This is a genomic window from Acidiplasma cupricumulans, assembly GCF_001402935.1.
GTDB lineage: Archaea > Thermoplasmatota > Thermoplasmata > Thermoplasmatales > Thermoplasmataceae > Acidiplasma > Acidiplasma aeolicum.
On record NZ_LKBH01000185.1, the window covers coordinates 1 to 8,416 of the forward strand.

The following is an 8,416-nucleotide window of genomic DNA, read 5'->3' on the forward strand; positions in this document are numbered from 1 at the left end:
AATTTATTATATGTGTTAATCATTGTCATTTTTACACACATATTAATAGAAATTATTATATGCGTATAACATATAATAGATTATGTTTGAGGCATCCAGATCATATTTTTTGAAAACAGATCATATACTGGTACCTATGTTTAGGGGTATAAATTCCATTAAGGCGCTTAAGATGTCATATGATATTGCTGAGTATAATAACTCTGAGATTACAGCAATAACAGTAAGGGAAAAAAATGATAGCATAGAATGGTCAAACAGTGTTACACTTGTAACAAATGCATATAAGGATGGAAAAAGGCGCGGCCTGAAGGTAATACCAAAAATAACCACAAGCGATAATGTAAGGTCCGGGCTATTAAAGGAGGCATCATCGCATTATTATGACATGCTTTTAATGGCCACACATAAAAGGGCAATGCTTTCAGGTTCTATTTTTGGGTCCATTGGTGATTACATACTTAAAAACATAGATATACCGGTGGCACTGCTAAGCATAAGCGAGCGTGAATACCCGTATAAAAAAATACTTTTGCCTGTTGCAGAGTCCATAAACACCCGGGCTGCAGTGTATTTTGGTATTGAGCTTGCAAAGATTAACCATGCAAAAATAATTATTTTTGATTTAAGAAAATACGATAAAAGGAGAACACATGGATTTAAAAACCTCTTTGATGGCATAGGAGATATAGCAAAAAATGGTATAGATATTAAAATAGAAAAATCGGGAGAAAAATCTGGAATAAAAACAGAGATAGATTCGATTATACTTAACGAGGACCCTGACTGCGTTGTTATTGGCGCAAGGTCACCGGCAAATGAGAGAATAAGAATAAATTCTGATATAAAGTATATATCAAAGGATCAGAGGGTTGATACATTATTAATAAAAAAATAATCAATGAACATCCACATAAATATTGTTCTGTTTCAGGTAATTTAGTATCTGCATGTTGAGCTGCACAACGTTTACATAGTATGTTCCAAATACCGGGAAGTTCCTCTGCTTATCCTTATTTATTATGCCATTTAGGAATGATTCTATTGAAGAAATACTTAAATTGCCACCGCTTAAATTGCTGATGCTGACCGCAATTCTGTGAACCTGAAGCGTTGCACCCTTTAATGGAATTGCATAGCCAACACCGGATCCGGAATATGTGATCATGGCATAAGGTATCTGTGATGCATTGACATGGTTTCTTTCCTCAAATTCCTTTAGATATTTTTCACTTAATTCAAGTGTTGTTTTATTGCTTAATGATGTTGAGTACGATCCGCTGGATGAAATGTTATCATTCACTGCAGATGGCCTTGGCTGGAAGAAATATGACTCATTGAATGCCTCTGTCAAAAGATATGAATCAACTATTTTTCCATCGTATTTCACTGGATGCCCATTTGAATAGTATGGAAGTGTGCTTTCCGTTATTAATGATGTTACCGCCGGGAATGCAAAACCGGCCACAAACATTATTAATATGGCAAGCGCAAATGCCTTTATAATTCTTAATTTTACCATGCTATGCCTCCTAAACTTAACAATAAATAAATTATGTATATAACAATAAAGGGAAAGACAATGCCACCAAAGCCGTATATTATTATGTTTCTTTTCAGCAGGTCTGATGCACTTGATGGCGAATACTTAACACCCCTTAATGCAAGTGGAACCAGTATTACAATGATTATTGTGTTGAATATAAGCGCCGCTGTAATGGCCCTGAGCGGGTCTGTAAGGTCAAGTATGTTCAGGAATCCAAGCTCAGGAAACATGTAAAACATTGCAGGTATTATTACAAAGTATTTTGATATGTCATTGGCAATGCTGAATGTTGTAAGTGATCCCCTTGTAATTAAAATCTGCTTTCCAAGGAAGATTACATCAATAAGTTTTGTTGGCGTGGAGTCCAGATCTATCATGTTTGCAGCATCCTTTGCAGCCTGTGTGCCGGTATTCATGGCCATGGCAACATCTGCCTTTGACAGGGCCGGTGCATCGTTTGTCCCATCACCTATCATTGCCACCATTCTTTCCCTTTCCTTTTCCATGACAACCCTGTTGTACTTATCCTGCGGCTTGCTGTTGGCAATAAAATCGTCTATACCGGCCTCACGTGCAAAATATGCAGCTGTAACCTCATCATCACCGGTGAGCATCACTGTTTCAATGTTCATTTTATGAAGGTCGTTTATTCTATCCTTAATTCCTGGTTTTAATATATCATTTAATTCTATAACGCCAAGGAATTTTCCATCGGATGCCACGGGAATGGCGGTGCCACCCTTTAATGATATCTGTTTGCATATTCCATTTATGTACTGATCCTGCAGATTGAGTTTTTCTGATAATGACCTTAAGGAGCCTTTATAGATGTAATGATCACCCTTCCTTATGCCGCTGAAACCGGTCTCTGATGAAAATGGTATGAATTCATAATCCTTAATTTCATCATCATTAACATCTATATTTTCTGATCTTGCCAGCCTGACTATTGATATCCCCTCTATTGTCTCATCATTTAATGACGACATCAGTGCTGCCCGGGCAACATCCCTCTCATCAACGTTCATATTTGGATAAAACTTTACAGCCTCCCTCTCACCCATTGTAATGGTTCCGGTCTTATCAAGTATTATTGTGTCAATATCCCCTGCATTTTCCACCGCCTTTCCACTCTTCGCTATAATATTGTACTGTGACACCTTGTTTATTGCAGCTATGCCTATTGCAGGAAGCAGGCCGCCTATGGTTGTTGGTATTAATGCTATTAATAAAACTATTAAAATATCAATGTTTGGCCTCACACCACTGTAATTTGATATTGAAAATATTGATGCAACAACTATTAGGAATATTAATGTAACCCCGGATAAAAATATGGATAATGCTATTTCATTTGGTGTTCTCTCCCTTACAGAATTCTTTACCATATTTATCATGCTGTCTATAAATGATTCCCCGGGATTTACATTGACCCTAACCGTGATTTCATCTGTTACAAGCATTGTTGAACCTGTGACAGAGTCACCCACAAGTTTAAGGACCGGTCTGGATTCACCGGTTATATTTGACTCATTAACATATCCTGAGCCCTTTATTACCTCACCATCGGCCGGAATAATTTCATTCTTTCTTACTAAAACTATATCGCCCTTTCTTAATTTATCGGATTCAACAATCTCTATTTTTCCATCCTTGAGTAAATTTGCCTTTGTGGAAACTTTCATTTTTTCAAGTGATTCTGTTATGGCCTTGCTCTGGCTTTCAGATAATGACGTGCTTAAATTTGAGAAGAACACTGTTAAAAATAATAAGACCGTGACAGAAATATAAAAGTCCATGTATACACCTGATGATGGCACATTAAACGATGATGGAAATGCTGCTATAAATATTGATAGCACAAAGGCTATTTCTGTTATAAACATTACAGGGTTCTTAATTTCATTACGTGGGTCAAAACCCTTAAGTGAATTTATTACAATTTCCCTAATGTTCATGGAATCACCAGAAAGTTAAAATCCCTTGCCCAGTCATACAATGTTCCAAGTGAGAAGACAGGTATGTATGACAGCAGGCCAACCATTATAATTACAGCAAGAAGCATGAATCCAAATGAGAATGATCCGGTATCTATTGTTGATTTTTCATATATCATCTTGGGCTTCTTAAATGCAAACTGCTGTGCCAGCAGCAGCTGTATGCCCATTATTAAATACCTTCCAAGGAGCATTATTAAGGAATCAAGGTAATTAAAATATGGCGAGTTTGTAAGAAATCCACCCGCCTCTGAACCGTTATTTGATGCTGAGCTTGAAAACTCATACAATAGATCTGAAATATTTGATGAAAATCCATTGTAAAATGTGTGCATTACCGCTGGAATAATTAATGTAATTCCAAGTGGTATTAAAATTATAAGCGGATGTGTTATCAGTGACAATGTTGAATACTTCATCTCCTTTGAACCTATTCTTATGTTCATTAATTCCGGAAGCTTTCCAACCATTAAGGATGTGATAAACACTGTGAATATTATGTATGTAAATATATTGATAATTCCGGTGCCAATACCGCCCAGTGGATCATTTAAAACAAGGTTTGTTAGCAATGACATAAGGCCTATTGGGGTGTAGTCTATAATTCCTCCTGTGGAGGCACCCGTGGATGTAAATACAGCGCCGACCTGAAAAACAGTTGATTCTGAGAGCCCAAGGTACACATCCTTTCCTGCCATGTTTCCGGTATACAGTGCAAGTGCTGACTGTGCCGGTATTCCCGTGTATTCTGCAATAAATGCAACAACGGATGTAAAAACAAATATAAATGTTAAAACACCAATGACCATGTTTCCAAATCTCTTATCAAAAATCAATCTTAATGAAAATACCGAACCAAGTGGAACAAGCATGAACGAAACATACTCAACTATGTTTGTAAACCAGTTTGGATTTCCAAGGGGATATGCGGCATTTGCACCGTAAAAGCCACCGCCATTGGTTCCAACACCCTTAATTGAAACCAGGGTTGCCACAGGGCCAAGTGGAAGCCTGACCGCAGAGTTGCTTCCAATTGGAAGTACATTTATATAACTGCTCAGGGTTTCAGGCACACCGGAAAGTACAAGAATAACAGTAAAAAGAATGGTCAGCGGGAATATTACATAAAATATGGATATCAAAAAATCATGATAAAAATTTCCCAGCTTTCCATTGTCGTTTAATATTGCACGTATAAATGCCATGGATGCTGCAAAACCGGTTCCTGCAGATAAAAACATCAATCCGGTTATTACAAATGTCCATGAAAGTATGCTCAGATCAAATGGATTTGAAAAATGCTCAAGATTTGTATTTGTTAGAAAGCTGACAACTGTATTAACAATTAGTGATAGTGTCATGTGATTATTTGCATGTGAATATGGTAAATAATTCTGAAAATAAATAAAGATTATGCCAATGAGACCTGCAAAAAAATTAAAGATAAGAAGATTTAAAAAGTATTCCTTAAAATCCATCTGCCTGTTCTTATCCTCTTTTAAAAATCGCTCAAAAAAATTTACAATTCTCCCGGATACCGGATAAATCCATGTTTTTTCCTCCTGATCAAGATAAATTTTCCTGATAAACCCCGAAATCAGGTAGCCAAAAAACAGGGCGATAATTATATAAAAAAACACAATTAAAAGCCCAGAAATTTCCCTGTTACTGTCTATTAATGAGTATATACTGATCATAGCCTCTCAGCCTCTAATATTGAGATTATAAGGTATACTGCAACCAATAAAAGAAGTACACCAACTATTATATACGATACCAGCATGAGTATTGTTTAATATCATCCATATATTTATATTTAATCACATTTTTATATATTGTAATAATCACAAATAATGCTAGAATCATGCAAGGAAAATGTTGTAAATGCATGCAAAAGAATGTATGCCAGCGGCTTTACCGTTGGATCCTGGGGGAATATAAGCATGCGTTCTGGTAATTATATATGCATTACCCCTAGTGGATCAAATTATTCAAAATTAAGGCCTGAAGATATAGTTGTAACAGACATAAATGGGAAAAAAATAGAGGGTACACTTGAACCATCAAGTGAAAGGCTCATGCATTATGAAATATATAAGAAAAGGCCGGATGTTAATTTTATAATACATACACATGCCGTATACTCAAGCATATTTTCAGTAATAAACATGGAAATCCCGGCAATTACTGAGGACGTTGCAATGATACTCGGGAAATCGGTAAAAATAGCAAGGTATGCATTAACCGGAACAGAGGAGCTTGCACAGAACGTTGTCAATGCACTTGGCAGTAATAATGCGGCAATAATGGCAAACCATGGTGCGGTTTCAGTTGGCCAGGATATGGAAAGGGCAATGGCCGCCTCAGAGGTTTTAGAAAAAACTGCAAGAATTATGTCCTATGCTATTATGTATGGAAAATACACAACAATACCGGATGAGGATATAAAAATATTAATGGAAAAGTCTGGAAATTATCTTAAACAATGGAAAAACTGGGAATAACCATAAAAAGAGAATGTATCCTGAATTATAATGGTGCCTGATAAATAATCATTTTTTAGTTTTATTCTGGATATTAAATGCATGTATTTTTAGTTGTGATTCAGGGATTTTGCCATGTAAGGGCCAAGCCTTTCATAACCAAGCTTCCTGAAGTAGTTTCTGACACCAATTCCGCTTATTACAAGTATGCGTTTTTTGTCATATTCCTCAAGTGTTATTCTCTCGGCCTCCCTGATTAGCCTCTGGCCAAAACCATGATGCTGCCAGTTTGTTTCTATTTCAGAACCTATTGGCACCACATCACCAAGAACCTTTATTTCTCTTATGATGGACGATCCCAGAACCTCCTTTCTATGTGCCATTTCAGAGGGGATCCTGAGCCTTAAATATCCAATAATCTCATTTCTGGAGTTTTCAAATGATAAAAATATTTCATCCCCGCCGGCTGCGATATAATTCCTTCTGATAAGTTTGTAATCGCCATCAAATTTTTCTCCTGTTATTCCTACCTCCCTGCTTCTTATCTCCATTGTCCTTATTCCAAGGCTTTTAAGGTTTTCATTTACAAGATTGTGAAGGTCGCTTCTCTTAACGCCGGCCTCTATAAAATGCACCGGTATATCCCTCTGCATTCTCATGACCCTTACCCATGGTGGCATGTTTTTCATAAAGTATGATATTACCTGCACAGCCCTTTCTGTATCATATGGTGTATATTTTCCCTCCCTCCAGAGTCTGTATACTGATGTATTTTTAACCACAAGCGTAGGATATATCTTAAGCATGTCAGGCATGTAATCTGGTGATGACATCATCAGGTCAAAACTTTTTATATCATCCTTATAATCCGCCCCGTACATGCCCGGCATAAGATGGTATAAAACCTTAAGACCGGCATCCCTTGCAAGCTGGGTTGACCTTATGATTTCTGCTATACCATGCCCCCTTAAATTATCCCTTAAAATCTTATCATTTAAAATCTGAACCCCAAGCTCAACCTTTGTTGTACCATATGACAGTGCAAGGTCTATTTCCTTTTCATAAAACCAGTCCGGTTTTGTTTCTATTGTTAATCCTATGCATCTCCTTGATGCTGTTTCATTTTCTAAAATGGATTCCTCAAGTGTATTTGATATTTTTTTATTCATGCCATCAAGGCAACCCTTGACAAAGTTTTTCTGGTATTCCTCGGTTCTCGCGGTAAATGTGCCACCCATTACTATGAGGTCAACCTTGCTTGTATCATGCCCAATATTTTCAAGCTGCTTTAACCTGTTAAATGTTATATTGTATGAATCATAATAATTATTTCTACCCCTTAATGCAGACGGTTCAAATCCTGTGTATGACTGCGGTGAATTATTATCAACACCACCGGGGCAGAATAAACATTTGCCGTGCGGGCATGCCTCCGGGGATGTCATTGCTGCTACCACGGCAACCCCTGAAATTGTTCTTGTTGGTTTCTTTTTTAAAAGCTCCCTGAATTCGTTTTTATTATCCCCATAATTTAAAATTTCAACATCGCTTGGAACAACATCAAGATTAAATTTTTTTGATAGTTTAACCTTTTCTTTCTGCAATTCCATCTTATTTCTTATTCTTCCGCTTTTTAATTCATTTGTAATTTCTTCATAGAAATCCATAACTGGTATCTAAATTATAAATGATTATAAATTATTATTCATATCATCATTTTTCTGCGCCATCTGCTCCCTGTATTTTTTTCTTCCAATAAACCTTATAACGTATGAAAGGGCTATGGCAATAACGATAACACCATAATCTATGTAAAGGAAATAATGTGAATCAACAATTGATTTGGGAAGTATAAATGAACCTGCAAAAATAAAAATTATTGCAAGCACAAATACAAGGTTTGATGCAATTAAATAGCCACGTGACATTCTGTACATGTTTGCACGGTTATTTTGCATGTTTCCGGGCTGTGGGCCAAGACGGTTAATATACGGTGACAGTAATGATAAATAAATTATTAATGGAACCTCATCATTCATAAAATCGCATACACCAATTAAACTGTCACCTGAAATGGTAATTGTTCCAACCTTTGTGCCATCTGAAAGCAGATTTGAAACGCGGTTCATTCCGTCGGAGCTGAATGCAGTTATTGAATAATTTCTACCATTGTAATTCATCCTGAGCCCGCGTGAAATTGAACCCATGTCCATATCATTTTGCATTATCTTATATACACCGCCGGTTCTCTGTATTGATATTGTCTGCTGACCGGTAATTTCCACAGCTCTTGGACCGAGGCTGCCCTGAACTGTATTTACTGAATAGACCTCGTTACCGTCATGATAAATTTTTCCGCCCCTAAATTCATACTGCACGCTTAATTATTA

General features: G+C 36.7%; 7 protein-coding genes. 2 read left to right on the forward strand and 5 right to left on the reverse strand.

Going from position 1 to position 8,416, the window contains the following annotated elements; all coding sequences use genetic code 11:
- Positions 1–82 precede the first annotated feature (82 nt).
- Positions 83–898, forward strand: coding sequence for a universal stress protein (locus AOG55_RS05275; protein ID WP_048101402.1), 816 nt, complete (start codon positions 83–85; stop codon positions 896–898).
- Here the strand turns inward: AOG55_RS05275 and AOG55_RS05280 are convergent, their stop codons facing one another.
- Genes AOG55_RS05280 through AOG55_RS05290 form a run of 3 tightly spaced genes read right to left on the reverse strand, consistent with a single transcriptional unit; the run spans position 899 to position 5,240 of the window.
- Positions 899–1,522, reverse strand: a complete 624-nt coding sequence (locus tag AOG55_RS05280; RefSeq protein ID WP_048101403.1) for a potassium-transporting ATPase subunit C — start codon at positions 1,520–1,522, stop codon at positions 899–901. It lies immediately after the preceding gene.
- A complete protein-coding gene (gene kdpB, locus AOG55_RS05285) occupies positions 1,516–3,504 on the reverse strand; it encodes a potassium-transporting ATPase subunit KdpB (RefSeq protein ID WP_048101404.1) in 1,989 nt (662 codons plus the stop codon). Before kdpB ends, AOG55_RS05280 begins: the two co-directional genes overlap by 7 nt.
- Positions 3,501–5,240 carry a potassium-transporting ATPase subunit KdpA gene (locus tag AOG55_RS05290; protein ID WP_048101405.1) on the reverse strand — a complete coding sequence of 580 codons (1,740 nt, stop codon included), beginning with the start codon at positions 5,238–5,240 and terminating at the stop codon, positions 3,501–3,503. The genes kdpB and AOG55_RS05290 overlap by 4 nt, the downstream gene beginning before the upstream one ends.
- 156 nt (positions 5,241–5,396) lie before the next feature.
- Here AOG55_RS05290 and AOG55_RS05295 point away from each other — a divergent pair, with 156 nt between their 5' ends.
- Entirely contained in the window at positions 5,397–6,047 is a 651-nt protein-coding gene (locus AOG55_RS05295; RefSeq protein ID WP_048101406.1) for a class II aldolase/adducin family protein, read from the forward strand.
- Between the two features lie 89 nt (positions 6,048–6,136).
- On the opposite strand, the gene AOG55_RS05300 is transcribed toward AOG55_RS05295, so the two are convergent.
- Complete coding sequence (locus AOG55_RS05300; RefSeq protein ID WP_048101407.1) at positions 6,137–7,693, reverse strand: tRNA uridine(34) 5-carboxymethylaminomethyl modification radical SAM/GNAT enzyme Elp3; 1,557 nt, start codon at positions 7,691–7,693, stop codon at positions 6,137–6,139.
- 24 nt (positions 7,694–7,717) lie between these two features.
- On the reverse strand, positions 7,718–8,404 hold the full coding sequence (locus tag AOG55_RS05305; protein ID WP_055041009.1) for a hypothetical protein: 687 nt from the start codon (positions 8,402–8,404) through the stop codon (positions 7,718–7,720).
- Positions 8,405–8,416: the final 12 nt, after the last annotated feature.

What these genes read in the sequence shown, in the direction of transcription:
- AOG55_RS05275 (WP_048101402.1), top strand. Translation starts at nt 83, where the DNA reads ATGTTTGAGGCATCCAGATCATATTTTTTGAAAACAGATCATATACTG.
- AOG55_RS05280 (WP_048101403.1), bottom strand. Translation starts at nt 1,522, where the DNA reads ATGGTAAAATTAAGAATTATAAAGGCATTTGCGCTTGCCATATTAATA.
- kdpB (WP_048101404.1), bottom strand. Translation starts at nt 3,504, where the DNA reads ATGAACATTAGGGAAATTGTAATAAATTCACTTAAGGGTTTTGACCCA.
- AOG55_RS05290 (WP_048101405.1), bottom strand. Translation starts at nt 5,240, where the DNA reads ATGATCAGTATATACTCATTAATAGACAGTAACAGGGAAATTTCTGGG.
- AOG55_RS05295 (WP_048101406.1), top strand. Translation starts at nt 5,397, where the DNA reads ATGCTAGAATCATGCAAGGAAAATGTTGTAAATGCATGCAAAAGAATG.
- AOG55_RS05300 (WP_048101407.1), bottom strand. Translation starts at nt 7,693, where the DNA reads ATGGATTTCTATGAAGAAATTACAAATGAATTAAAAAGCGGAAGAATA.